This is a genomic window from Proteus sp. TJ1640, assembly GCF_003144445.1.
Classification (GTDB): Bacteria; Pseudomonadota; Gammaproteobacteria; order Enterobacterales; family Enterobacteriaceae; genus Proteus; species Proteus penneri.
In genome coordinates this window covers 54,794-81,271 of the sequence record NZ_PENY01000018.1, presented here as the reverse complement: position 1 = coordinate 81,271, position 26,478 = coordinate 54,794, and the positions used below count along the sequence as shown (strand labels likewise).

The 26,478-nt window shown below is 38.2% G+C and carries 20 protein-coding genes and 1 pseudogene; 16 read left to right on the top strand and 5 right to left on the bottom strand.

The window, feature by feature from the left end; all coding sequences use genetic code 11:
• The first annotated feature begins 1 nt into the window (after position 1).
• From tssC to DK861_RS18275, 16 genes and pseudogenes are all read left to right on the top strand, one after another.
• Positions 2 to 1,498, top strand: a complete 1,497-nt coding sequence (gene tssC, locus DK861_RS06555) for a type VI secretion system contractile sheath large subunit (RefSeq protein WP_109399625.1) — start codon at positions 2 to 4, stop codon at positions 1,496 to 1,498.
• Positions 1,499 to 1,661: 163 nt separating this feature from the next.
• Complete coding sequence (locus DK861_RS06550) at positions 1,662 to 2,144, top strand: type VI secretion system tube protein Hcp (RefSeq protein WP_109399712.1); 483 nt, start codon at positions 1,662 to 1,664, stop codon at positions 2,142 to 2,144.
• Between the two features lie 156 nt (positions 2,145 to 2,300).
• Positions 2,301 to 4,115 (top strand): type VI secretion system-associated FHA domain protein TagH, encoded by a 1,815-nt coding sequence (gene tagH / locus DK861_RS06545; RefSeq protein WP_162556768.1) that lies wholly within the window; start codon positions 2,301 to 2,303, stop codon positions 4,113 to 4,115.
• Complete coding sequence (locus DK861_RS06540) at positions 4,112 to 4,915, top strand: protein phosphatase 2C domain-containing protein (RefSeq protein ID WP_109399623.1); 804 nt, start codon at positions 4,112 to 4,114, stop codon at positions 4,913 to 4,915. The genes tagH and DK861_RS06540 overlap by 4 nt, the downstream gene beginning before the upstream one ends.
• Positions 4,912 to 5,715: a type VI secretion system accessory protein TagJ gene (locus tag DK861_RS06535; protein ID WP_109399622.1), complete on the top strand. Its 804-nt coding sequence runs from the start codon at positions 4,912 to 4,914 to the stop codon at positions 5,713 to 5,715. Before DK861_RS06540 ends, DK861_RS06535 begins: the two co-directional genes overlap by 4 nt.
• A 12-nt stretch (positions 5,716 to 5,727) precedes the next feature.
• Entirely contained in the window at positions 5,728 to 6,276 is a 549-nt protein-coding gene (gene tssE / locus DK861_RS06530; RefSeq protein WP_109399621.1) for a type VI secretion system baseplate subunit TssE, read from the top strand.
• Between the two features lie 4 nt (positions 6,277 to 6,280).
• The gene (gene tssF / locus DK861_RS06525) at positions 6,281 to 8,176 is read left to right on the top strand and encodes a type VI secretion system baseplate subunit TssF (protein ID WP_109399620.1); all 1,896 of its coding nucleotides are present in this window, start codon (positions 6,281 to 6,283) and stop codon (positions 8,174 to 8,176) included.
• On the top strand, positions 8,173 to 9,192 hold the full coding sequence (tssG, locus tag DK861_RS06520) for a type VI secretion system baseplate subunit TssG (RefSeq protein WP_109399619.1): 1,020 nt from the start codon (positions 8,173 to 8,175) through the stop codon (positions 9,190 to 9,192). Before tssF ends, tssG begins: the two co-directional genes overlap by 4 nt.
• A 32-nt stretch (positions 9,193 to 9,224) precedes the next feature.
• On the top strand, positions 9,225 to 11,873 hold the full coding sequence (gene tssH / locus DK861_RS06515) for a type VI secretion system ATPase TssH (protein WP_109399618.1): 2,649 nt from the start codon (positions 9,225 to 9,227) through the stop codon (positions 11,871 to 11,873).
• Positions 11,874 to 11,885: 12 nt separating this feature from the next.
• Positions 11,886 to 12,800: a serine/threonine-protein kinase gene (locus tag DK861_RS06510; protein WP_162556767.1), complete on the top strand. Its 915-nt coding sequence runs from the start codon at positions 11,886 to 11,888 to the stop codon at positions 12,798 to 12,800.
• Positions 12,801 to 12,983: 183 nt separating this feature from the next.
• On the top strand, positions 12,984 to 13,244 hold the full coding sequence (locus DK861_RS06505; protein ID WP_109399616.1) for an IS1-like element transposase: 261 nt from the start codon (positions 12,984 to 12,986) through the stop codon (positions 13,242 to 13,244).
• Positions 13,245 to 13,942: 698 nt separating this feature from the next.
• On the top strand, positions 13,943 to 14,779 hold the full coding sequence (locus tag DK861_RS06500; RefSeq protein ID WP_109399615.1) for a DUF932 domain-containing protein: 837 nt from the start codon (positions 13,943 to 13,945) through the stop codon (positions 14,777 to 14,779).
• 90 nt (positions 14,780 to 14,869) lie between these two features.
• Positions 14,870 to 15,135 (top strand): annotated as a pseudogene (locus DK861_RS18420) (PAAR domain-containing protein); the annotation flags it as partial.
• Between the two features lie 255 nt (positions 15,136 to 15,390).
• A complete protein-coding gene (locus DK861_RS06490; protein WP_239452144.1) occupies positions 15,391 to 16,605 on the top strand; it encodes a hypothetical protein in 1,215 nt (404 codons plus the stop codon).
• A gap of 1 nt (position 16,606) precedes the next feature.
• Positions 16,607 to 16,990 (top strand): hypothetical protein, encoded by a 384-nt coding sequence (locus DK861_RS18280; protein ID WP_204101257.1) that lies wholly within the window; start codon positions 16,607 to 16,609, stop codon positions 16,988 to 16,990.
• A gap of 49 nt (positions 16,991 to 17,039) precedes the next feature.
• A complete protein-coding gene (locus DK861_RS18275; RefSeq protein WP_202608836.1) occupies positions 17,040 to 17,471 on the top strand; it encodes a hypothetical protein in 432 nt (143 codons plus the stop codon).
• 422 nt (positions 17,472 to 17,893) lie between these two features.
• On the opposite strand, the gene DK861_RS06475 is transcribed toward DK861_RS18275, so the two are convergent.
• The 5 genes from DK861_RS06475 to DK861_RS06455 all read right to left on the bottom strand — a co-directional run bounded on the left by DK861_RS06475 (position 17,894) and on the right by DK861_RS06455 (position 26,391).
• Positions 17,894 to 18,640, bottom strand: a complete 747-nt coding sequence (locus DK861_RS06475; RefSeq protein ID WP_109399614.1) for a class I SAM-dependent methyltransferase — start codon at positions 18,638 to 18,640, stop codon at positions 17,894 to 17,896.
• Positions 18,641 to 18,650: 10 nt separating this feature from the next.
• On the bottom strand, positions 18,651 to 18,908 hold the full coding sequence (locus DK861_RS06470) for a YjhX family toxin (RefSeq protein WP_109399613.1): 258 nt from the start codon (positions 18,906 to 18,908) through the stop codon (positions 18,651 to 18,653).
• A 421-nt stretch (positions 18,909 to 19,329) separates the two neighbouring features.
• Entirely contained in the window at positions 19,330 to 22,554 is a 3,225-nt protein-coding gene (locus DK861_RS06465) for an HsdR family type I site-specific deoxyribonuclease (RefSeq protein ID WP_109399612.1), read from the bottom strand.
• Between the two features lie 14 nt (positions 22,555 to 22,568).
• Complete coding sequence (locus DK861_RS06460) at positions 22,569 to 23,798, bottom strand: restriction endonuclease subunit S (RefSeq protein WP_109399611.1); 1,230 nt, start codon at positions 23,796 to 23,798, stop codon at positions 22,569 to 22,571.
• Position 23,799: 1 nt separating this feature from the next.
• The gene (locus tag DK861_RS06455) at positions 23,800 to 26,391 is read right to left on the bottom strand and encodes a type I restriction-modification system subunit M (RefSeq protein WP_109399610.1); all 2,592 of its coding nucleotides are present in this window, start codon (positions 26,389 to 26,391) and stop codon (positions 23,800 to 23,802) included.
• Positions 26,392 to 26,478: the final 87 nt, after the last annotated feature.

Below are 26,478 nucleotides of genomic sequence, written 5' to 3'. Positions count from 1 at the left end.
TATGAGTTTACAATCTCAAGTACAACCTACCAAAGCAGCCACATTAGATAGCCATAATGAGTTCAATGCGTTACTGCAAAAAGAGTTTAGACCAAGAACGGAACAAGCTAAAAAAGCGGTAGAAAATGCCGTTAAGACTTTGGCACAGCAGGCTTTAGAAAATACGGTTACTGTATCTGAAGATGCTTATAGAACCATCCAAGACTTGATTGCTGAAATCGATAATAAGCTTTCTCAGCAAATCAATAAAATTATCCATCATGAAGAATTCCAACAAATTGAAAGTGCGTGGCATGGTCTGAATTACCTTGTGAATAATACTGAAACGGATGAGATGTTAAAGATCCGTTTTATGAGTATTTCGAAGAAAGAGTTAGGTCGGTCATTGAAACGTTATAAAGGTGTCGGCTGGGATCAAAGCCCACTCTTTAAACGTATTTATGAACAAGAATATGGGCAATTTGGTGGTGAACCTTTTGGGTGTTTGATTGGTGATTATTATTTTGATCATAGTCCTCAAGACGTTGAATTATTAGGTGAAATGTCAAAAATAAGTGCGGCTTCTCACTGTCCATTTATTACCGGAGCATCACCTAATGTGATGCAAATGCAATCTTGGCAAGAATTAGGTAATCCTCGTGATTTAGTCAAGATATTCCAAAATACTGAATATGCGGCTTGGCGTAGTCTGCGAGAGTCTGAGGATTCTCGTTATATCGGGCTTGCTATGCCTCGTTTTTTATCCCGCTTACCTTACGGTATTAAAACAAATCCGGTGGATGAGTTTAATTTTGAAGAAAGTATCGATAGTGCTAATCATCAAAATTATACCTGGGCGAATGCGGCTTATGCTATGGCAGCCAATATTAATCGTTCATTTAAAGAGTATGGTTGGTGTACTGCTATTCGTGGCGTCGAATCTGGAGGGGCTGTAGCGAATCTACCTTGTCATACTTTCCCAAGTGATGATGGTGGCGTAGATATAAAGTGCCCAACGGAAATTGCTATTAGTGATAGACGCGAAGCTGAATTAGCCTCTAACGGTTTTATGCCACTTATCCACCGTAAAAACTCTGATTTTGCTGCTTTTATTGGGGCACAATCACTGCAAAAACCCGAAAAATATTACGATCCCGATGCAACGGCTAACGCTCAGTTGGCTGCTCGTCTCCCTTATCTTTTTGCCTGCTGTCGATTTGCACATTATTTGAAATGTATTGTGCGCGACAAAATCGGTTCGTTTCGTGAACGCGATGAAATGGAGCTGTGGTTGAATAACTGGATTATGAATTATGTCGATGGTGATCCGGCGAACTCTTCACAAGAAACCAAGGCGAGAAAACCATTGGCTGCGGCGGATGTTCAAGTGCAAGAGATTGAAGACTCTCCGGGTTATTACTCTGCTAAGTTTTTCTTGCGTCCTCATTATCAATTAGAAGGTTTAACTGTTTCTTTACGCCTAGTTTCAAAACTTCCGTCATTAAAACAAGGCGAATAAAGAGAGAGAAATTTGCTCACCATATTTTAAAAGCACGTTATCTCGTCATTTAAATATATAGAGCATAACAAGCCACGTAAAAGAGACGATTTATCATTTTCGATAATACCGATTTTATGTGGTCACCGATGTTTTTTATTTAACTAAAAAAGAGGCATTAATTATGGCAATTGACATGTTTATGAAAGTTGATGGTGCGAACGGTGAATCTAAAGATTCTAACCATAAAGGTTGGACAGATATTGTGTCGTTCTCTTGGGGCGCTGCTCAGCCAGGCAATATGGGTGTTGGTGGTGGTGGCGGTACAGGTAAAGTTTGCTTCAATGACTTGCATGTTAAAGCATTAATTGACAAATCAACACCGGCGTTACTGAAACATTGTGCGAGTGGTAAACATTTAGCCAAAGTTGAACTATCTATTTGTAAAGCCGGTGGTGGACAAATGGAATACGCCAAAATCACCTTGGACGATGTATTAGTGACCAATATCCAGTATATCGGTGCAGATAACGATGACACCGTTGGTGTGCTTTATTCTTTCCAAGCATCCAAAGTTCAGCAGCAGTATTGGGAACAAACTGATCAAGGCGGTAAAGGTGCTGAAAGTAGTTCTGGCTGGGATATTAAGCAAAACTGCGAAGCTTAATTAATGATAACAATTTCCTCAGATATTGGGGAAATTGTTATTTCGATAACTCTCATCTTCGCAAAATAAATTTATCTCGCTCCTGTACGTCACTGGTCACTGGCGATGAAGGATAATGATTAAGCTTTGTAGCAAACAAAAATGGAAACAGCACCTATGCGGCTAATAATAATCAGAACTAAAGATAATGAAACGTTATCTCAGGACTATTGTGATTTCCTTGCGCCAAAAGGAACAATAGGTCGAGGCGCTGATAATACATTAGTGCTACCTGACGCTTCCCGTGCAATCTCTCGTTTACAGGCAACGGTAGATATTGCTACTACAGGTGAGGCTTTTATCACCAGTCATAAAAGTACGCTTCCATTTTTATTGAATGGTAATCACTTGTCTTATGATAGTCAGCATAGTTTGACGGAGGGCGATATTCTTACGGTTGGTGACTACCAACTCAAAGTGACCTTTCAATCCAACACCGGTCTTGATACACCCTTACCAAAGGAAGACGCCAGTAAGGTAGTAACACCTGTTTGCCATATTAATGATGCAATATGGGATGAATTAGAAGCTGAATTTCCATCGCCTTTGCCTGAGATGGTACCTGAAATCAATAATGATCCTACCCACCCACTGTTTACTCCTCCTTCTGGATCAACCACATTAAAAGATCCACTGGCAATGTCAAAAGAAACAAGTCTCGAAGATCTTTATCAACAGCATGATGTGCCTGAAAGTTTATTTGCACAAGAAGATGTCTTTTCTCAGCCAACAATAATGAAAGATACGACGCCCAGTGTATTACAAGCACCACAAGATCTCTCTTTATCATCCTCGTCTTCAATGGAGAAAAAAACGGCTACTGAAATAGTTATCAATACAACATCACCGGCTGAAACTCGCCATCATTCTGCTTCAGAATGGTCTATTAGTAGCCCTCTTCTCGATGAATATCATGATGAAAATGACTTTAGTGGTGTTGATGATTTATTTATAAATAATGCGGTTCCATTAACACCTGCGCCCGATAATCTAGCGATATTAGCATCAGATGAAACGCCATGGTCAAAACAGCAACCACAACGTCAGCCCAACTCAGTACCTTCATCTGATCTTCACGAGATGATAGATAACCCACTATTTGAGCAGGAGCACAATCTTGTTCACAACGTAGAGGGATCACTGACGGATGACGAGCCTTTCGTATTTGAAGAAACGCTTTTTCAAATAACACCAGAAAAAAAACCATCTCGCGAAAAAACTGCGGATACATTACCGACGAAACAAGCTCGAATGGGGATAGATCCCGTCGAACACAAACCATTAAAAACCCCTAAATCAACGTCACAAGCACAATTAAATGGCGAACTTTATGAGGCTTTGATTGCTGGGTTAGGCTTGGATGATATTCCAAATCGTCCCGATTTTTCACCCGAACAACTTTATCAAGCCGGGAAATTATTAAGCCTCTTTTCGCAAGGTGCAGTGGCATTATTGTCGTCTCGTCATCTGCTAAAACAAGGTATTAATGCAGAAATGACCATGATTTTAGAGGAAGGAAATAATCCGTTTAAATTATTGCCTTCTGGTAAAACGGCACTTATGCAACTTTTTAGTACGCCAATGCCGGGTTTTATGGAGCCTGAAAGTGCCGTTCGTGATGCCCTTATCGATCTACAAGCGCATCAACTCGGTATGATCGCAGGTGTGCGCGCTATCATAACAGCACTGCTACAAAAATTTTCACCCGAAGAGCTGGAAAAGCAAGCTGTAGAACAAGGGGATCTTAACAGTAAAAAATCTTTCTTTAGGCCTCGTAAAAACGCTTTATGGCATGTTTTGGAAACAGAACATAAAAAAATGGTAGAAGCGGCAGATAATGATTTTTATACGTTATTTAGTCATGCCTTTCTTCCTGCGTATGATCTCGAGGTTCGGCAATATCGAGCAACGCAAAAGAGTAAGGAATTATGATGGATCTCTGTTTTTTTGCTTGTTCACATCAAGGTGCTCGTCCACAAAATCAAGATAAAGTAGCACACTATATCGGTGATAATTCAGCCTGTTTTATTCTATGTGATGGGGTCGCAGGACATAAAGGTGGTGAAATAGCTGCATCGCTAAGTTGTCATTTTCTATTAAATAAACTCTCCAATGATGAGCCTTATTCGCCAGAGAATGTGCCTTTATTAGTAAAACAACTCCAGCAATATATTCAGCAAGCACAGCAAAAAAATTATGCATATAGACAAATGCAGACGACATTAGTGACGCTTTTTATTGATAGAAGAACACAGCAAGCGCATTGGGTTCATGTCGGAGATAGCCGACTTTATCTCTTTCGCCACGGCTATCTTAGCCAAGTCACTTCAGACCACAGCTTAACGCAAAAAATGAAAGAGATGGGTTATCAGATGCATGATATTCCTGATAATTTATTAATGAGCGCTTTAGGTAGTCAAAAACAAGATATGACTTATAGCGCTATCTTACCTCTTCATGACGGTGATGCTTTTTTATTATGCAGTGATGGTTTTTGGAAACGCCATCACTTAGCACTTTTAGAACATACGTTACGGCTCGCACAAACGCCTGAAGATTGGTTACTTCTTATCAATCACTTATCTCAACATCAACCACAAGATGATAACTATAGCGCAATCGCTGTATGGATAGGCTCACCGCAAGAGTCTACGTTATTACAAACACTTCCCTTGGATGAAAAAGTTATCTGTCCAGCCGTTATTAACCCATTTATTGGAGATAAACATTGAAATCACTTTTATCAGTTCTGGAAAATGGCTCTTTATTAACCGCTTTAAGTGAGGCAGAAGCTCAGGTTAAAGCCGCGCCAATTGATGCGGATAAGCGTGCATATTGGGCACAGCTTCTATTACTTTATGGTGATTGGGACAGGGCGCAAACACAGCTCAAAGCGTGGGAGGCATTGACGCCAATAGCGCGGCCAATCACTCAGCAGTTATTAGCAACGGTAGAGGCTGAACGTTATCGAGAAGCGGTTTTTTGTGGAAAAGCAAAACCGCATTTTATGGATCAGCCACAACAGTGGTTATCGACATTAGCACAAGCCTTAACACTCTCAGGTGAACAAGCATATCAGCAACGAAATGATGCCTATAGTCTCGCTGAGGAAAGTGCTGGAACTATTATTGATGAGTCAAGTGAATCATATAAATTTATCTGGCTTGCAGATGCGGATAATCGTCTCGGGCCTGTATGTGAGTTATTAATAGATAATGAGTATTACTGGGTGCCGTTCGATAAAATTAAATCGATTACTTTTCAAAAAACCATGAATATCGTGCATTTGGTCTGGCGACATTCGTTGGTCAAGTTACATTCAGGACAACAAAAAGTTTGTCAAATTCCTGTTCGTTATCCCCTTACGCAAGCAAGCGAAGAGATGCACCGTTTAGGACGCTGTACGCAGTGGAGCCTGTTAGATGGTGATGGGCATTACGCAGGGCAAGGGCAAAAGTCTTGGATAACAGAAGATAATGAATACCCTTTATTAACTTTACATCAAGTGGATTTTTTACGGGATGAACATTAATAGGGAGGGAAGATGATTAACCATTATGATACAACAGAAAGGATGCCGACTAAAAAAGAAAGAGATACCATTTCTCGTAGCAGAACGTTGCCAACTCTATTTGATAGATTAACGGATTTAGAACCGAGGAAAAAACATGAAGTACAAAGAAATCAAAGTATTTCACATGGTACTCTTAAGAAATTGATTTTGCGTGATTTACAGTGGTTATTTAATTGTACAAATAATGAATCACTCCTTGAGTTAGATAATTATCCAGAAGTTCGACGTTCGACATTGAATTATGGTGTTGCCACTTTAGCGGGCCAAAGGATGTCAGAAATAGAGTGGTCTGATATAGAAAAAAATCTTACTCAAGCGATCATTAATTTTGAGCCAAGAATTATTCCTGATCAGTTAGTTTTGCAGTGTATTTCTAATAAAGATGATCTGAATTTACACAATGTGTTATCCATTCAAATCCATGGTTTTTTATGGTATTCGCCTTACCCGCTAGAATTCTGTTTTCGTTCCGATGTGGACTTGGAAAATGGTTATTTTGATCTCAAAGATATAGGGTAACCTTATGAATAATAAACTTCTTGAATACTATAATCGTGAATTAATTTACTTGCGTGAAATGGGCGCTGAATTTGCTAAATCTTATCCGAAAGTCGCAGGACGATTAGGTATGCAAGGTATCGATATTAATGATCCCTATGTTGAGAGGTTATTGGAAGGTTTTGCATTTTTAACTTCACGGATCCAACTAAAGATGGATGCGGAATTTCCTAAATTTTCACAGCGTATCCTTGAAATTCTCTACCCTAATTATCTTGCGCCAATTCCTTCTATGGCAATTGCCGAACTTCATCCTGATGGACGAAAAGGGAATATTAATAATGGTTTTCTCGTTCCTAAGGGAACCCTTATGACGTGTGATGTATTTAAAAAGAAAGGGATCACTTGTAAATATAGTACAGCACATGATGTGATGCTTTATCCTCTCAATATAAGCCATGTTTCATTAGACGCGGCACCTAATGATATCATAGAGTTTGAAAGGATTAATCGAGAAAAGAGTAGCCATGCTTTACGTATTCGTTTGCAGCTTAATGATAATACCAAATTACAAGATTTAACCCTCGATAAGCTGACATTCTATCTTAGTGGACCTGATCTTGAAGCAACACAACTGCTTGAGCTTTTAATGCAACATACGACAGGTATTTTTTGTCAACCGACCAATAATGCCAGCTTACGTTACTATATTTCTAAAGATAAACTAGTACATGAAGGGTTTGAGCCTGAACAAGCGTTATTGCCGAATGATTTACGTAATTTTGATGGTTATCGACTATTACAAGAATATTTTGCTTTCCCTGCTCGTTTTCTCTTTTTTAGTATTTCAGGATTATCTCGCCTATTTAATGGGGAAAAATTACAAAAAAGTCTAATAAATGAAAAGACGAATGAATTTGAAATTATCCTTTTGCTAGATAAGACGGTAACTGATTTAGCCAAACGAATTGATCGCAGTCATTTATCTTTATATTGCACACCGGTTGTTAATTTATTTCCTAAGGTTGCTGAGCGTATTACGCTCAATAATAAAACCAACGATTATCATCTTATTGTCGATAATATTCAGCCATTAGATTATGAAGTTTTCTCTATTAAACGTTTGTGGGGAACGCAAAAAGATAATAAATATGAACAAGAGTTTCGCCCTTTTTATTGTACCCAAGGACGAGATAGACAAAATTATGGCGCTTACTTTTCGCAAGCTCGTCTGCCCCGCATTCCATCAAGTACGAACAAAGCTCGGGGCTCACGGAGTAATTATCATGGTTCAGAAGTTTTTCTCTCTTTAGTCGATGCGAACAATACACCTTGGCGTCATGATCTTGAATATATTACTGCTGAAGTATTAGTGACAAATCGTGATTTACCTTTATTACTTCAAAAGCAGGAGTTTTATGCTTTTACCGTTTCTGACTCTATTCCTTTGCATCAAATAACGTTAAAAAAGACTCCCTCTTTACCAAAAGGTGCTTTAGAAGAGGATCGTATATCTTGGGGATTGATTAGCCAATTACAGCTTGATTATCTCAGTTTAATGGAAGCCGATAACACTAATTGTTCCAGTAAACTCAGAGAGTTTTTAACGTTATATGCAAAATTAGAAGAGCCACATATATTAAAAGAGATAAGTGGTGTACAAAATTGTCAATTAACGCCGACTTATCAACGAAGTCCCTGTCCTGGTCCTATCGCTTTTTCTCGAGGAATCAATATTAATCTTATGATTGATGAGTTGGCTTTTTCTGGCGGAACACCCTATTTATTAGGTTGCGTACTAGAACGTCTTTTTAGTCGAATGGTTTCCATGAATTCGTTTGTAGCAACAACATTGAGTACTCCTCAGCGAGGTAAAATTGCTCAATGGCCTGCTCGAGTGGGTAGGAAAACATTAATATGAGTGTAAAGAAACCCTCTCGTTTAGCCGACGATTTTTGGATCTCACTTAAAAATCACCCTTATGAATTCGATTTATTTCAAGTGCTTAGGTTATTAGATGCTCAAGGGGGAGCTACGTGGCCATTAGGAAAAGCCCCGCACCCTTATCAAGAGCCTATTCGTTTAGGACAACAACCCTCACTTTCATTTGCACCCTCGACATTGGCTAGTGTCGAAGCTAAAAAAGAGTGTGATTTACATGAGTTGATGATTTATAGCTTTGGTCTTTTAGGTCCGAATGGCCCCATGCCTTTGCATTTTACTGAATATGTGCGAGAACGGTATTTGCACCATCAAGATCGTACTTTCGTTGATTTTCTTAATTTATTTCATCACCGCTTAATCTTACTGTTTTATCGAGCTTGGGCGGATAGCCAACCTACGGTTTCTCTTGATAGAGAAGATAATCAAGCCTTTAGTCACTATATTTCTAGTTTGATTGGTATGGGAAGTGATAAGGGACTTATTCCCTGTGATGCTAAATGTTATATGGCGGGTCATTTCGTTAGACAGCATTATGATGCTGAAGGATTAGCAAAAATTCTTTCTCATTATTTTCAGCTGCCCGTTCAAATAATCGAAAATATCCCCGTTTGGTTACCGATTGAAACAGAGCAACAGACTCGGCTCTCTATGGAGCAATCGGCAAAGTTAGGACAAAACTCCTTCTTAGGATTAATGACTCGCGATATACAACATAAATTTCGTATCGAATTAGGGCCAATGACGCTATCACAGTACCAACTCTTTTTACCTGGAAATAAATACGCCACAGAATTACGCGATTGGGTTCGACATTATGTTGGTATTGAATATTTGTGGGATGTGCGTTTGATCCTTCATAAAGAAGAAGTGACTCGAACCCAATTAGGGGGAATGCATCGATTAGGATTGGATAGCTGGTTACGTGATGCAGACAATAGTGAAGATGCCAATGACCTCTTTTTTATGCCCGAAAATTTTGAATCTGAATATTAGGTATTACTTAAAATAGATATTAAGGGATGATTATGAGTGAAATCAGCCGCAGTGTTTTGTTTAACAAGTTAAATACGCAATTGCTGACAAGTTTAGAAAATGCTACCGCTTTTTGTAAATTACGCGGAAATCCTTATGTTGAATTAGCTCACTGGATACATCAGTTAATGCAAACAACAGAGGGAGATTGGCCACGCATTATCGATTACTTCAATATTGATAGTGTGGTACTTAAAAATGACATTATTACTGCAATAGACAGACTTCCACATGGTGCTAGCTCTATCAGCGATTTATCTGAACATATTGATAATGCTGTTGAACGAGCTTGGACTTATTGTTCATTAACATTAGGTGGAGACAAGATTCGTAGTGGTCACTTATTAGTAAGCTTGCTTAACACCCCCAATTTATATCATCAAATGTTAGATATCTCTTCTTGTTTCTCACAAATCAATCGTGACATTCTGGTGAGTAATTTTAATCAAATTCTTAATGATATTGATGATGAAACATTCGCGTTTCACGAAACGCCATCGACGAATAATTATCAAGGCCAAAGTGCCCTTGAACAATACTGCAGTAATTTAACAGAAAAAGCGTGTCGTCATGAACTTGATCCGGTAGTGGGTCGCGATGAAGAAATTCGTCAACTTATCGATATATTAATGCGTCGTCGGCAAAATAATCCCTTGTTAATTGGTGATGCAGGGGTTGGTAAAACGGCGATTGTTGAAGGATTAGCCTCTCGTATTGTCACAGGAGAAGTTCCTCCTAAATTGCGGAATGTGACTTTATATCTCCTTGATATTGGTATGCTACAAGCTGGAGCAAGTGCGAAAGGTGAGTTTGAACAGCGCTTACGTACCATTGTTGATGAAGTTCAAGCAAGCACTACGCCAATCATTTTATTTGTCGATGAGATCCATATGCTTATCGGTGCTGGTGGAAGCCAAGGCACGGGCGATGCCGCCAATTTGATGAAACCCGCATTAGCACGTGGTCAATTACGTACTATTGGTGCAACAACATGGTCTGAATATAAAAAATATATAGAAAAAGATCCTGCTTTAACGCGTCGTTTTCAGGTTGTTAAAGTTCTTGAGCCGAATGAAAACAAAGCAATTATTATGTTACGACATTTACGCCAGACCTTGGAAGAACATCATCAAGTCATTCTTCTTGATGAGGCTATTGAAGCCGCTGTTCATCTTTCTCATCGTTATATTCAAGATAGGCAACTTCCAGATAAAGCGATTAGCCTTATGGATACGGCTTGCTCACGATGTGCTATTAGCCAACATTCAGAGCCAGCAAAAGTAGAAAATTGCCGTCGTCAAATTGAATCACTTGAAATTGAACGCGATATTGCTAAACGTGAAATACGTATTGGCACTATGAATAATGAAAGGCTTGAAAAAATAGAAGCACAAATAGTGATTGCTCAACAGCGTTTAGAAACATTGATTTCACGCTGGCATGCTGAACTAGAAATAGTTAAAGAGATCATTGAATTACGCAGTCAAATTTGTCAGTTAGACCAACGAGAAGAAGAAAATGACGTTGAGGAGGATAGAGACAGTGAAGAATTGACAGTATTGGGTTTACGTTTAGATGAATTACAGCAACAACTGACAGCCTTACAACAAGGAGAACCGTTAATTTTCCCAACTGTAGATGCAAATACCGTTGCGTCAGTGATTTCTGATTGGACGGGGATCCCATTAGGTCGAATGGTTCAAAGTGAAATTGATGCGGTATTAGGTTTAGCAGATACATTAAATCAACGTATTATTGGACAACGATATAGCTTAGATCAGATAACTAAACGTTTAATAACATCTCGTGCCTCATTAGATAACCCTAATAAACCGATTGGCGTATTTATGCTATGCGGTCCATCAGGAGTGGGTAAAACAGAAACGGCTCACGCATTAGCAGAAAGTTTCTATGGCGGTAAAGATAATGTCATCACTATTAATATGAGTGAATTTCAAGAATCACATACGGTTTCTACCTTAAAAGGTGCGCCTCCGGGATATGTAGGCTATGGGGAAGGAGGTATATTAACAGAAGCAGTACGTCGTCATCCTTATAGTGTTGTTTTGCTTGATGAAATAGAAAAAGCACACTCTGATGTTCATGAAATATTCTATCAAGTCTTTGATAAAGGTTGGATGGAAGATGGTGAAGGTTTACAAATTGACTTTCGTAATACCATTATTATTTTAACATCGAATGTCGGGACTGATATTATTAGTTCGCTCTGTGCTGATCCTGATTTATGTCCTGATCCAGAGCAATTAACAACAGCACTTAGAACGCCACTATTGCAAGTCTTTCCCGCGGCTCTTCTTGGGCGATTAACTGTGATCCCATATTATCCATTAAGTGATGTTGTGCTAGGCGATATTGTAAAATTACAACTTAATCGAGTTTGTCAGCGACTACAAGAAAACCATCATATGACTTGTTCCTTTAACGACAGAGTGGTGCAACAAATCGTTAATCGTTGTACTGAAGTTGAATCAGGGGGACGTCTAATCGATACCATTATTACCAATACATTGTTACCTCAGATCAGTCATCGCTTATTAATTGCAAGCAAAACGCTACATCAATACCGCCATCTTGATATTGATTATATCGATCAAGATTTTGCATATGATTTTCAGGTATAACTGTTAATGGTAATGTCGCACAGAACAACGATTTTATCTACCTCAGGGCGTAGTGAGCACGCATTGCGTCCTGGGTATCATTTAGATCAATGGAAAATCCAACAGCTGATAGGTGAAGGTGGATTTAGTCTGGTTTATCAAGCAATTGATAAACATACACATCAAAAAGTGGCGATAAAAGAATATTTTCCCTTATCAGTGTCGATACGAAATTCTCAACAAGAAATTATTGTTCGTGATGATATTTTATTAACCACTTTTAATACTGGAAAGGCTTGTTTTCATCAAGAAGCGGAGATCCTTCGGAACCTTTCACATCCTAATGTTCCTCACTATATTGATTATATAAATAAAAATAAGACTGTTTATATTATTACCACTTATTTTGAAGGAATAAATTTAAAAAAATGGTATCAACAAACTAATAAGAGATTGAGTCAAGACTGGCTGATCTGTTTTCTGCTTTCTTTGCTGGAGATTGTTCGCGATGTCCATAAAGAGGGATATCTACATCTAGATATTTCATGGGATAATATTCAACTACAGAATAGATGTAGTGCTATCTTACTCGATTTTGGCTCAGCATGTTCATTATTACAGCAAGATGAAAAAAATACGATTATTTTAAAACCAGGTTTTTCACCGCCAGAGCTTTATTATCCCGAAGGAATGACAAAAATAGGGACTTGGTCTGATATTTATTCTATTGGTGCATTGGCGTATGCTTTGATTACAGGGAAAATACCTCCAGTGAGTTTAGTCCGTACGATAGATGATAATTATCAACCTTTAGCATTGACAATGCTTGAGGGATATTCGACAGATTTTTTATTACTAATTGATCATGCACTTTCTCTTAAGATAGAAGATCGTCCTCAAACCGTTGAGATATTAATACAACAGCTTAATAGGGCACTTAAATATTAATTAACATATTATCTATTGACGAAATTAGCGTATTATGACTTTCATAAATAGATTTAAAACTAATTATATTTAAAAATATTTATTTTAATAGATAATAACATCACAAAATATCATTTAATTAATGGAATTAGCTGTCTTTTTATCTATAATTTAACTTATATAATATAAATTATAGGTATTATAATGGCTATAATTAATGTCACTTGTCCTTATTGTAATTCTGAGAAAAAAGTGGTTTGCAATGGTTATACTCCTACAGGAGTCCAACGTTATTTGTGCAGTGAATGTCAAAAAACATTCCAACTTAATTTTATCCATAACGCCTCAAAACCAGGAACACATGAACAAATTATTAATATGATAAAAAATGGGCTAAGTCGTCGAGCTACTGCACGTATCTTAGGTGTTAGCCTAAATACAGTATTAAGACATTTAAAAGGATAGCTATGTGGTGAATTTGAGAGTTAATTTTATATTAAAGATAACTCAAAAAGCACTAACAAAAAAATCTATTCAAAACCTGTGATTTATTTATCCTCTTATCTTAATTTTCTTTTTGAAAATAATTTAAGAATATAAATATTGTCAATGTTGTTGATATAGATTAATGATAGTTCTTATTATTAATTATTTCATCTATCAGTTATTCTTTATAAGAATATTAATGTATAGTTTTACACTTTAAATTTGTTTTTATTAGTCTGGTGAATCTTTTTAAGCTAAATAAATGATATATTTATCTGTTAAATAGCCAAATCCAATCTCAACATACTTTAGTTGTTAATTCTTATGTTTTATGATTATTAGTGAAATAAGCTTAATATATAGCTTTTTAAGTTTTTTATATTGCTTATATTGTTAGTAAGCATACTTCTATTTAATATATCGTGTAACAAAGTATAAAAATATATAAAAAACATGTCATTTTTACTATTGAAAGCTTATTGTTTACGATAAATATCGGCATGTTATAAAAAATATATTTTTTAAACTAATTTTTTGATTGATTAATCTATTATTTTACGTATTTTACGCTTTCCTCTCCCCCCTATATTCACCCCTGCTTTTCTTATCTCTATTTGCATTATTTCACTGTATTTAATGTATTTATTCAACCCAATATATTATTTAAGGAATTGATGATGAGTCGATTAGCCTCACGCTTTGGGCGTGCCAATAGTATTCGTCGTGACCACCCACTCACCATTGAAGAATTATTCCGTACTGTACCGAGTGTTTTCTCTGAAGAAAAACACGAATTCAGAAGTGACCGGTATACCTATATCCCAACCATTACTTTACTTGATAGCCTTCAAAAGGAAGGTTTCTACCCGTTCTTTGCCTGTCAGACTCGTGTTCGTGATACGAATCGTCGAGAGCATACCAAGCATATATTAAGACTTCGACGACATGATCAAATTACAGGTATTCAAGTGCCTGAAATTATTCTTTTAAATAGTCATGATGGTTCAAGCAGCTATCAAATGTTACCGGGTCTATTTAGAGCAGTATGCCAAAATTGTTTGGTTTGTGGAGATACCTTTGGTGAGGTGCGAGTGCCACATAAAGGTGATGTGGTGGGTAAAGTAATTGAAGAGGCTTATGAGGTACTAGAAACGTTTGATATGGTTGCTGAAAAGCGTGAGCAGATGCAATCTCTTTTGTTACCTCCACCAGCACAACAAGCCTTGGCGCAAACGGCTTTAACTTATCGCTTCGGTGAGGAATATCAACCGATTACTGAGGAACAAGTATTACAGCCACGTCGCTGGGAGGATAAAAAAGATGATCTTTGGACGGTATATCAACGGTTGCAGGAGAATTTAATCAAGGGTGGATTATCGGGTAGGAATGCGAAAGGTAAGCGCGCTCGTACTTGCTCTGTCAATGGTATCGATGGGGATATTAAATTGAATAAGGCGCTGTGGGTGATGACGGAAAAGATGTATGAGCATTTTTCTGGAAGAGAGTGCACTTAGTCGCATAAATAAGGGTGAGTTTTATTTAAGTATTGTAAGTTTGGCTTAAGTGTAAAATAATCTATCCTCAGTTAAGGATGAGGGTAGATTATGGCAATAGGATATTTTTTGCGAGTCGGTGATAGAACCACTTGTGGAGGACAAATATTAACGGGAGACAATACCATGCAATGGTATGTGTTGCTGGCGCTCGTGAAGGCGATATAGTCAGTTGTGGCAAGCATTCAGGTCGCTTTTATATCATAGGTGGCTGTGATAGTGTTTGGGATGAAGGGCGAAAATTGGCAGGGACACTTGAAAGTTTGAGTTCATGCCCTTGCCATTCACGATTCATTAATTCCATTCAAGATTGTTATAGTAATGAGAGTAATCGCTCTTATCAAGATACTCAATCCACTGAGATTCAAAAAGTACCTGTATCAATTCAAAAGCATCATATTCGTTACCGATGCCTTAATGATAATGGTGAGCCATTTGCACAACGTGAATATCAAATATATCTACCTGATGGACAGATATTTCAGGGTAAAACAGATAGTGATGGCTATACTCAATGGCATGATACTAAAGGAAAAGATGAAGTTACTATTCACTTGTTAATGGATTAAATCATGTCTATATATACTGTTTCTACAAAAATAGAATCTAACATTCCTGCCGATAACTTGTTATATGATTTAACCATTTATAGGATGGATTCTAGTAAGAAAAAACATTACATATTGTCGGGTATTTCTAAGCAACCAGTGCAGTCAAACTATGAAACATTAAAGCATCAAACTTCTGAGACTACTGACTTAACAACAACCATTTATATGGTTGAGATTATGCTGTATCGCAAGCACTTAGGTAATGTATCTCCTGCGTTAAAAGAATCTTTCATCAGAATGTATACCTTAGATGACTTGATAGCAGGAAAAGCTTGTTCCGAGAAAAAAAGAGAAAATGCATGTTACTTTGAATCTACAGGACAAACTGAGCTAGAAAGCAAAGGGGATAATACGATAGAGCTTCGTATCTCCGTACCGGAAAGACAATTTATTGCCAAAGAATATCCTGTAGGAAGCCCTAGAGACCTTTTCAAAAAGGATTTATTTGAGTTTGAATTAGTACAACGATTAGATCATTTTGATTATCCATACCAAGGTTCAACTAGTCTCTGTGGGCCAGCTGCATTATTTTATAGTTTGCTTATTGATAGGCCTGATATATACAAACAGGCAGCTAGAGAATTATGGCAGTATGGAACAACAAAAATAGGAAAACTAAGAATAACACCAGGTAATAGTTGCAAAAGGCCATCTGGCTCATTTTATTATGACAATGGGAGTGTAAAAGTTAGCGGATTAGATTGGATCACTTTGGCGAGTTTGCGAGACTCTGAAAATGCCATATTTAGTTATAGCTCAGCTGAAGATGAAGCTGCTGGGGTCACAATGTGGGGGATGTTATCTGAGTGGTTTGAAAAGGTCGGTTACCAAAAAGTTTTTGATAACATAAGTTTATCCTCCTCTAATTTTAAAGATATTCTTGATTTAAATGAATATCAGAGAAAAGGATATCTGGTCGTTTCGTTAATATCTGCTGGTATGCTAACTGGTTTACCAAACCAAGACACGTCAAGTAAAAATCATTGGGTCGTCTGGAACGGAACTCTTGCTGGAGCAGATGATTCGGTTCTTACTAATGAAACTAATTTAGATACCGTAGTGAATTTAAATTGTTTTTCTTGGGGTGAAGTTAAGGCTTGGGTTAAGAAAGAAAAATCACTGAATTATGTATTAAACCATATATTTGGTGCACTTGTTTTCAAGCGAATATTGTAAAATGAAGATTATAATTTTATTTTTTGCATCACTAATATTGATGGGGTGCGGCAACCCGACTCCAAAAGTAACGCCTGATCAGTTACCAGTAGGAACCTCCGGCATTGCGTATAATGCGACAATTAATATATCCGGAGGGTATATTAGCCCCAAAGGTATTTCTGTCAAAATAATACCTCAAGACTCTGGATTGACATGGAGTCCGAAGATTTCATATCTAACATTTCAAGGTAAAACCCAAAAAGATGAGGACTTCCATGAGATTAGTATCACTGGAATACCATTATTAAAGGGAGTTATTCAGATTAAAATTGATGGATATACTTCTGGCACTATGTACGCAGGCAAGGAGTTTCATAAAACCTATAAAATAGAAATTGACTAAACAATAAAATTTACTGAAATTCAAATTAACCTATCGATATGATTAATAAGTGTTTATTGATTTATGTCTTGCTCGTGTTTGTTTGAAAAAAGAGCTTAAGGTGAAATTTATAATTTTTTGTTTCTTTTTTATATTAGCTGGGTGTGTTAATTCGACACCTAAAATAATGCCAAGTCAGCTTCCAGATGCAAAGATTAATCAGATGTATTCTCAGATTATCCAAATATCAGGAGGTGCATTGGGTGGTAAAACAACTGGAGTGATAATCAATCCAACAGATTCAGGCTTAAGCTGGAAGCCAAAAACTTGGAATCAAGAATGGAATGGTGAAACTTTTAAAAAAGAAGATTTTCATAATATAACTATTTATGGAAAGCCATTAAAGAAAGGTAGGGTTACAATTAAAGTCAGTGGATTCACGTATGGAACAATGTATCTAGGCAAAGATTTTAGTAAGGTTTATGAGATAACCGTTAAATAGAAGTTAGTAGTTTCTATGTAAAATATTTGGTTAAAATCACTAATGCTAGTAATTGCTAGCGTAAGTATTGGTTAACTCATTTTTCAAACCCCAAACTACTGAGTATACATTTAAGTATACAAAATTTTTTCTATAAATTTATACCAAATAAAAACAATGCATTGTCTACTAAAAGCGAGTCCGGTCTTCGCACCATAAGAACATCAATGGACGTCAACAGACGTCTTTTTTTGTATCTAAAATCCCAGTTTTACAAGGCTTTTCCCCACTTTTCAGTCTTTCCAAGTATACTAAGGTCAACCCACATTAACCTCCGTGTGAGTATATACGTCACTTCGATAATTTTTGTACAGGTGATGGATAAGATCAAAGCAAAGGCGAAGCTCCCGGTATTTCTAGCCAGAAACACCGGGAATCTGTGATTACCTGGCGATGAGCGCAAACACGCCCCAGCCAAAGTATTCCCGCGCGTACGTTACGTGGCGTTTCGGCGAGAGTGTTAGCTCGGCCCTGACTTCCTCAGCGAAGTCGTCATCAGGATTAGCCTCGAGCCAGCGGCGCATCGTCAGCCATTTCGCGGCCTCATACCGATCCCAGCCTTCTTGATCTGCCAGTACCATTTCCACCACGTCATAGCCGAGGTCGTCGAACGCGCTGACAAGCTTTGGCAACGTCAGGAAATCAGTCGTCGAGCTAACGCCACAAGCCTGGGCTATTTCTTCCGTTGCCGGTATCTGACGCCAGTAGGGTTCACCAATAAGCATGATCCCACCCGGTTTGAGGCTTTTAGCCAGGAGTTCGATCGTCCCGGCGACGCCGCCTGCAATCCATGTTGCACCTACGCAGGCCGCAACGTCACATTTTTCATCCGCCACGAAACCCGCCGCGTCGTTATGAATAAAATGGACGCGTTCACTGACGCCAAGTTCTTCTGCGCGTAGCTTTGCCTGAGTAGTGAAAAGCGGGCTCATGTCGATACCGATACCGGTAATGTTGTAGTCGCGCGCCCAAGTACATAACATCTCTCCCGAGCCGCTGCCGAGGTCAAGGATGCGGGCATCCGGCTTCATGCGTAACACACGTCCCAGTGTGGCGTACTTTTCAGGCGTAAAAGGGTTATGAATGCGGTGCTCGCTTTCACTGATAGTAAAAATGCGTGGGATATCCATGATCCTCTCCTTAACGGTTATCGGGCTGGGCGCGGACGTTATTCAGTCCGGTGGTGTTAATACGATAAGGCTGACCGTTGACGGATTTGATCAGCTTTTTGGTTTTGAGTTTTTTGAAAACGGCGAGCGTGCAATCGGCAAGCAACAGCCCTTCGCGACTGTAGCATTCAACGGAAGTGACGCGGCCAGATGCATCGCGGACGTACGCAATACGTCCACCTTTAGCGAGAACGTGTAAGGTACGTTGTTCCTGACGGGATAAATTCATACTGGAAAACCTGTTTAATCATCATGTGCAAAATGTGCAAACACACAGCAGTGTCCGCATTCGATTTCGGCGCATTGATAATCAGTCCGGCCTGTAAAGGTCGAAGGAACTGATTATCAGATGATGACATTCTCCAGCATCAAAGCCTCGGGTTGAGTTGAAAAGGTATTTACAGAGTGAATGATAACACCTGTTTATTATAAGTGAAAAAGCTGAAGTGAAAAGTGTGATCTCAAACAGGCAACCCTGCCGGCAGTGTGTCGAACTACCGGTAGGATTGTCGCTATGAAATGAAGGTGTCAGACTGTTTTGGCATAATAGACAAATGCCAGCTTGTTCCCATCCGGATCGCACACGTACGCGCAGTGAAAATGAACTGACCCCAGTTTATTGGACAGAGGTTTTTTAATCTAAATGTCTATTATGATGGAAAACCGCATTCGCTGTCTGTTGTGTCAACAACATCACTTAAGAGATCATCTGTTTTTGCAAAAATAAACTGCTTTAAAAACTGATCAATACGAATATTTAATTTAAATGGAGGTAAAGTGACACCATCTTGTTTTTCAAAGTAAGCTTTCGCTTTCGCTTTATTTACAGTTGCTTTTAATGCATCGAAGCGACCAAAATTGTTAAGGTTTTTCTCATTAACACTATCCGCCATTAACGCCATCAGTGATGCTTTATTTAAACCAAGTGCATTAACAACGGCACCTATCTGTGCATTCTCGGCGTTATCTTTATAGGTATTGATATAGTCTCTAAAAGTATGGCCTTCAATTAATTGCGCATCGCCGCGCTGTAAGTCATGTAAGAAAAGCTTAGCGTATTTCTGCTCGCTTTGTGTCAGTGATGCAAATGACTTATGCAGCTCGTTTAATGTGGTTTCAATACTTGCAACGTCTTGAGGATTATTAAGTTCTTTTAAATATTTATCAAAGCGACTGTTCATGTAGTCAGCATCAATTTTTCCAGTATCTATTTCAGTTAAATAACCGCTGATATCAAAAGGAACATCCCCACCATCAGAACCACTACTATCCGCTTTACTGACTAACTCTTTGTAACGAAGGACGAGGCTTAAATAGGTTTGTTCATCAATGGACAGTGTGACTTCATGTTCTTCATCGTTTTCAGTAAATGAATAGACTAATTGATCCCAATGTAAACCTTGTACTTTAGCCGCCTCTAAATGTTGGTTAAAGGTATTAAATAATTTAGCGAATTTGGCACAAGCTTCGATATCATCAGGTAATTTTTGAAAATCATTAACACCCGCGTTAACAAACAACTCTGAAATATCCACCATTAACGTATTCATGGCCTCAAGATTGCTTTCTAATCTATCAACAAATAGGCCAATCGGTCTGTCACCCGAATAGAGTTTTACAGCATCGTTAATGTGCTGTTCCATAGTATGTGGATAGCGGTAATAACGAATAATACCGTGGGGTTTATCTGGGCCAAATAAGCGATTAGTCCGTGAGAATGCTTGAATAATATTTTGATATTTAATGACTTTATCTAAATATAACGTATTTAGCCATTTAGAATCAAAACCTGTGAGCATTTGATCTACAACAATCAGTAAATCTAATTGTTTTGTTGGCTCTGTATGAATGCGCTCATAAGGTTTTTTATGAGCAAGACGAGCAGCTAGATCTTTCTTAAAAGCAGCGTGGCGAGCAAAATCAAAATCTTGACCATAACGATCATTATAATCAGCCATAATTTCTTCTAAGCCATCGCCTTTAAAAGTGGGGCCACGGTTACCGCTGCCGTCATTATCAATATGGGGATCAAATAGGGCGGATACTTTTAGTTCAGGATTGGCTTTTTTTAAACGACGGTAATAATCAATGGCTTCGGCGATACTATTAGTGGCTAAAATGGCATGAAATTTATTACCTTGGCTAAGGACATCCCACTTATCTAATATGTCACTTACCACTTTTTCTTGGTGGGCATCCGTCAAATATTGGCTTTTAGGAATATAATCTTCAATTCCTTTATGATATTTACCTTTGGCATCTTTGTAGCCAGCCATAGGAACATCATTCATAAAATAATTAAATTTTTTCTTTTTGGCCGGATCACCCATGACCTCTTGCACGGAGTTAGCCTTAGCTTGCTCTAATGCGACAGCCTTTCTTATGTCACTGTCTTTAAATGTAGGGACTTTGTAAGGGTCAAAACCCAGTACGTTGCCATCGCGTATTCCATCAGCAATGCTATAACGATGTAATTCATTGCCAAAAACGGTGCTAGTCGTATTCCCATTTTTTTCGTTTTCTTCTTGGATCGGCGTACCTGTAAAGCCAAAAAAGAGGGCGCGTGGAAAGGTTCGTTTAATAATAACCAGCATATCGCCGAAAGTAGAGCGGTGTGCTTCATCAATAATAAACACTAAGCGCTTGGCACGTATTGTTTCAATATCCGCAGAGTTCGTCGCCGTTCCTTCATCATCAACTTCCTCAAAAATATTGCTCATTTTCTGAATGGAACTCACAATTAAGGTATCGGCTGGATTATTGCTTTTTAATTTAGTAATAAGAACATAGGTATTTTCAGTGGCTTGTACGTCTTCGCCATCTCCTGCAAAATTACGATATTCGGCAAGCGACTGGGTTCCTAATTCAATTCTGTCCATTAAAAAAATAACTTTATCGGCATCTTTGGATTGTGCAATCAACTGTGCTGATTTAAAGCTGGTCATGGTTTTACCTGAACCGGTGGTATGCCACACATATCCGCCAAGGCGGTCAGGATTATTTGTTGCACTACCCAGTTGGTGCCAATGCGTTTTAGCGACTTTATCCGATATCGCATTGGCTGCGTAATATTGATAACTACGCATCACTTTAAGAATGCCGTCAGTATCATCTGCAACGGTATAAAAGCCAATTAACTGGTGTGCCATGGGAATGGAAAGCAAGGTTGATGCAATATCTTTCCAATGATTCATCGGCTCGTTATTAAAATCGGCCCAGTTAAATTGATAGTTGGGGTTAAATTTACCGTCCATTCCTGGGTTAGCAAAGTATTTGGTTTCGTTTGGCTCCATTGCCACAAATACTTGGATCAGTGAAAACAGTCCGCTAAATATCCCTTCTGCACTGTATTTTTCGATTTGGTTGACGGCTTGGCTAACAGGAATACCACTGCGTTTTAGCTCAACATGGATCACAGGCATGCCGTTGATAAGTAATAATACATCACCACGCCTATCGTTACGCAAAGGGCTACCACGTTCAAATTCGGGTTGCTGTGCAATTTGGTAACGACTTTGGCCGGCGGCAATTTCTTGGCGATCGTAAATTTTTAAGCTGATTTCTTTACCAAGATGCAAGGTATCGTCAGGGTTATCGCGCTTAATGGCGATAGTTTTGCCATTAATTAAACCGTTTAATTTGATTGGCGTTTTTAGCGCTTTGATTTGCTCAATAATCTGTTGCATTTCGCCATCGGTTAATGGCACATCGTTTAGACGATCACGCTGGCGATTATTCTCAAATAAAATATTTGCCCAGTTTTGCAGTAAATCCGCTTCGGTTTTGTTTTTCAGTATTTCAGGCTCCCACCCTTTTTGGGTGAGAACGTTAATAAAAGCCTGTTCGAATTCTGCTTCAGTTTTAAACGTTGTCATAATGGCACTCCCTGCTAGATAAACATTTTGCTTAAGCAAGCTTGCTTGATATGGTTAAGTTTAGTGATCTGTTGTTGGTGCTGGTGGATTAGTTCGTCGAGCTTTTGGAAATAATTGCCGATGGCGATTTGTTCTTCTTGTTTTGGGATATACAAACGTACTTCTTCTAAAGCCCTACCCTTAATATTTCCTATAGCCCCATTACCACCAGATACATTAATTGAAAGGAATCGCTGATACCAATAAGTAGACATTGAGGCGTTTAAGAAGTAAGGGATTTTTGTTGTGGCCACAAGCATAAAGCCGCCATGTACTGCATTTACTATTAATCCTTTGACTACGGTGTGTTTTCCCACTAAGTTACTAGAACCATTTGCAGAAGTTATTAAGATATCACCGTTTTTTATTAAGCCAATTTTTACAGCTTCTTGGTTAACTTTAACGTCATCTTTTCTTAGTTCAAATTTATCTACATTAATGTTTGAAGACCTTAATACAACAATCCCATCTTCAGAAATATCACTTGGTTTGTAGGTAAGTCCTCTTCTTACCCCAGCGATCTGCTCTAGTTGAATTTCTTCCCACTCTCCACTAAATCCTTTAAAGCGAATCTCAGGTACGGTTTCGCCTTGTTTAGGAAACATTTTTTCTAACATGGCTTTTTTAATATTGCTGAGTTTGTCATGCTTTTGTTGGTGCTGGTTGATTAGGCTGTCGAGTTTTTGAAAGTGGTCTGTTATCGCATTTTGTTCTGCCACATCAGGGATTGTGATAGTTCTATTTTTCCAATCAGAAACATCAAATACTAATTTTTCAATATCAACTCCATAAGAGCTAATGAAAAACAGTTTATGCATTTCAGGTCTTTTTGAAATGACTGACCAGAATTTAGCTGTAATTTCATCGCTATCTGTAACGATAAGATACTCATTAGATACAACAGCATTATCTAGACTCTCTGGTACTATTCCATTAGCACCATGAACGACTTGTCGCTTTGATATCAGATAATCACCGGCTTTAATCCCATAGTAGTTTTTTACTAGTATGTTTTTTCCTTTTAGGATAGATCTAGGTACAATACCTTCGTTACGACGTTTTACTGTAATTAATTGATATGATTCGTCATCAAGTAATTCAACAGGGCGTCTTATGTCAGTCAAGATACTTCCTATCTCTTTATTGTGCCAAGTATGACTAAACCCCTTAAAGCGAATTTCAGGTACTTTCTTATCTGCACTCATCTTATTCACCTTTTAATAAGTTAGAGAGTTCAGCTAAGCCCTGCATATCAAACTTATTACCCGTCAGTTCGCCCATCATGTCAGCCAACTCTTTTTCAGTGGTTTTTATTTCATTGGCGACTTGTGAATAAGTCACGGCATATTTATCGGCTAATGCTTGTACTTGATGGGTTAGTTGGGTAATTACCGTGTTTGGCAAGGTTAGAAGTTCATTGCACAGTGGGACAATCCATTTAAGGTGTAGCAACGTATGGACTTGCTCATCACTTAACGCTTCGAGGGTCGTCTTTGTTTTTAAATGAAGCGCGATGCTTGCGTCTTTTACCGCTTTTTTCAGCGCTTTTTCTTTATCAATAAGCTTACTTGCTTCAATGATTTTTGCTTCATAGCTCTCTGGCGCGAATTTGGTTTTTGCGTCTTTTTGCTCTTTTAAGAAGACTTTAGCCGCTTTACCCACTTCCGTATTCGCAAAGCCGTCTTTACTCTCTTTTACTGTCTCTTGCTCTTTGTCTTCTTCCGTCAGTGATTCAAAAATCTCTTCTAGGGAGCTGGTGATTTCTGCTAACCGTGTTTCTTGATCAGTCAGAGCTTGTAAGTCATCGCTTAAATAGGTTTGTTGTACTAAATCAAACGGCAGTATATGACCCTTCCAACCGTCTTGCACTTCGATATCTTTGCCATTTTTTTTCTTTATCACCATATTGGGATCGACTTTTTTAGTGGCGTTAAAGTCTTCCGTTTGTATCATTTCTAAATCGGCGCTAATGACCTGCCATTGGTTATTAAGAAATTGATAAGCTTGGTATTTGTCGATTAAGGCAATAGGGGCTAAGCGAGTAAACAGTTCAACACTGAGTGCTTCTTCTTGCTGATTACGATTAACGTTTTTGTAGTTTTGTATTAGCTGGTGGTTTAGATGATCATCAAAACCATTAAAAGCTTGATTGTAGTGTTTGATAAATGTGACTACTTCAGCGTGCTGGCTAATAAAAGCATTAACCGCGGATTTTTCAATCGCAAGCTCACTATAAGCCTCTGATTTTGGTGTAAACAACGCATGGTGTAATTGAGGAAATGCTTGCCAATACTGATGTAGCGCTGCAATTTCACTGTTAGGAATACCACCTAGCATCGTAGCATGTAAATCCCAACTTTCTGGCGTTTCCGAAGAGTCGACATAGCGCGGAATATTCAGGTTGTAGCCATTATCTTGGAGCGTTTTTTTGCTGACCACTTGCGAAAATTTATCAATATTTTCGCGATTAATCACTGCGTCAGTAATGCGTTTGATATCACTGGCTTGTAACTTATTATTTTTACCTTCTTTTATAAAATGCTTGGAAGCATCGATAATTAATACATCTGTATTTTCACGTTTTTGTTTAAGAACCAAAATGACGGTAGGAATACCTGTGCCAAAAAAGATATTGGCGGGTAAACCGATAATGGTATCAATGTGATTTTGTTCAATAAGTTGTTTGCGAATTTCACCTTCTTCACCGCCACGGAATAACACACCATGGGGCAATACAATAGTCATAATGCCATTAGGCTTTAAGTGATAGAGGTCATGCAGTAAAAATGCAAAATCGGCTTTCGTTTTCGGGGCGAGACCAAAGCGTGAATAGCGAGGATCGTTACTTTTATCCGTAGGTTCCCAATTTTGAGAATAAGGGGGATTGGAGACCACAGCATCGACATATAATGTTTCGTATGAGCCTTGTGGATCATTTTCATCAAAATACGGCCAATCGTCTTCTAGTGTATCCCCATTACGGGTTTTAATATTGCTGGCTTTAATACCGCGCATGATTAGGTTCATACGGGTTAAGTTGTAGGTATTCGCTTTTAATTCTTGGGCGTAATAGGTGACGCTATCTTTATTTTTAGCATATTTCTGAACCGCTTCACCAATATTGATCAATAACGAACCTGAGCCTGAAGTCGGATCGTAAATTTCAATATTATCTTTATCTTTTAATGCGTGAGCGACAATATTCGACATCAGTACAGAGACTTCATGTGGAGTATAAAACTCACCCGCTTTTTTACCTGCATTAGCGGCAAACTTTTCAATCAAGTATTCGTAAATATAACCCAATACGTCATATCCTTGATTGGCATTCATTGGAATGCTTTTGATCAAGTGTAATAAATCACTGATAGCTTTGGTTCGTTTACCTGCACTTTCGCCCAGCTTGCTTAAACCTGTTTCTAAGGTCGTAAAAATGCCTTCAAAGAGTTTTTTGTAGGTAGGTGAAATTAAACGGCTGAAGGCAGAAAGCGCATCACGCACATTAGATTCATCAAATTCAAATTTTGGATCAACCCATGTAGAAAAAAGATTGTCATAAGCAATAAAGTAACCCAAGTTACTTTGCACATATTGAACAGTATCGGTGTCTTCTTCATTAAGGTTTTTGATATCTTCGGCTGTCATCCCTTCTTTGGTGACAAACTGCACTAGTTGGTCGCTTAGGTATTTGTAAAAGATAAAACCAAGTATGTAATCTTTGTATTCGTTCGCTTCAATTTTAGAACGCATTTGGTTAGCCGATTCCCAAATCTTTGCGGCTAATTGTTGTTTATTCATATCCTACTCTAATAATTATTTATTTGTGACTGAGCAATGCGCGTAAAGAGGGCAAAGCAAGTACCGAAATTGGATTTGTCTGTATTA